General features: G+C 66.2%; 1 protein-coding gene. It reads left to right on the plus strand.

What is annotated here, in order from left to right:
• Nucleotides 1–67 precede the first annotated feature (67 nt).
• A complete protein-coding gene (locus tag G3I71_RS44770) occupies nt 68–961 on the plus strand; it encodes an IS982 family transposase (protein WP_164324619.1) in 894 nt (297 codons plus the stop codon).
• Nucleotides 962–985: the final 24 nt, after the last annotated feature.

Here is a 985-nt window from a genome sequence, read left to right on the forward strand (position 1 = left end):
CTAGACGAGTCATTCCGAATGCTGACGGTGTGTCCGGGAACGCAGACAGGGCGTCCATGATCGTTGTGTGACGAACAACCTGGACGCCCTGCTGACCGCACTGTACGTGAAGATCGACGACGAGATCGGGGGTACCCGGTGGCTGGGCCGACCGCCGCGGCTGACGGACTCCGAGCTTGTCTGCCTCGCTGTCGCGCAGGCGCTGCTGGGCTTCACCTCGGAGTCGCGGTGGTTGCGGTTCGTGGACTCCCGCTTGGGCGGGATGTTCCCGTACGTGCCCAGGCAGCCGGGCTGGAACAAGCGGCTCAGGGCCGCGTTGCCGCTGGTCAAGAAGGCGATACGGCTGCTGGCCGTCGATACGGACTTCTGGTTCGACAACCACTGGATCGTCGACTCCACGCCGGTGGAGTGCGGTCGCTCGCGGCCGACGGTGAAGCGGTCGGACATGGCCGGCTGGGCCGGATACGGGTACTGCGCCAGCCACAGCAGGTTCTTCTGGGGCCTGCGCCTGTTCCTGGTGTGCACTCCGACCGGGATGCCGATCCTGTGGGCTCTGGCGAACCCGAAGACGGACGAGCGTGAGGTACTGACCGCGATGCTCGACCGCGAACCCGAGACGGTCACGGACCGGCCGGGGCTGCTGGTGATCTCCGACAAGGGTTTCGCCTCCAGGGAGTTCGAGGCCGATCTGGCCTTGAGGGGTGCCGAGTTGCTGCGGCCGTCGTTCAAGCGCGAGAGGAAACGCAAGGGCGAGTCCCTGCTGAAATCGGTGCGGCAGCTGATCGAGTCGGTCAACGACACCCTCAAAGGCCAGCTCGACCTGGAACAGCACGGCGGCCGGACCTTCGAGGGCGTTGCCGTCCGCGTCGCCCAGCGCGTCCTCGCGATGGCCGCCGCGATCTGGCACAACCACAGGACAGGCCAGCCGGTCCTGCGATCCCTGATCGCCTACGACCACTGATCACATCGGAATGACTCGTCTAGG

Source organism: Streptomyces sp. SID12501 (assembly GCF_010550245.1).
In the GTDB taxonomy this organism is placed as follows: Bacteria; Actinomycetota; Actinomycetes; order Streptomycetales; family Streptomycetaceae; genus Streptomyces.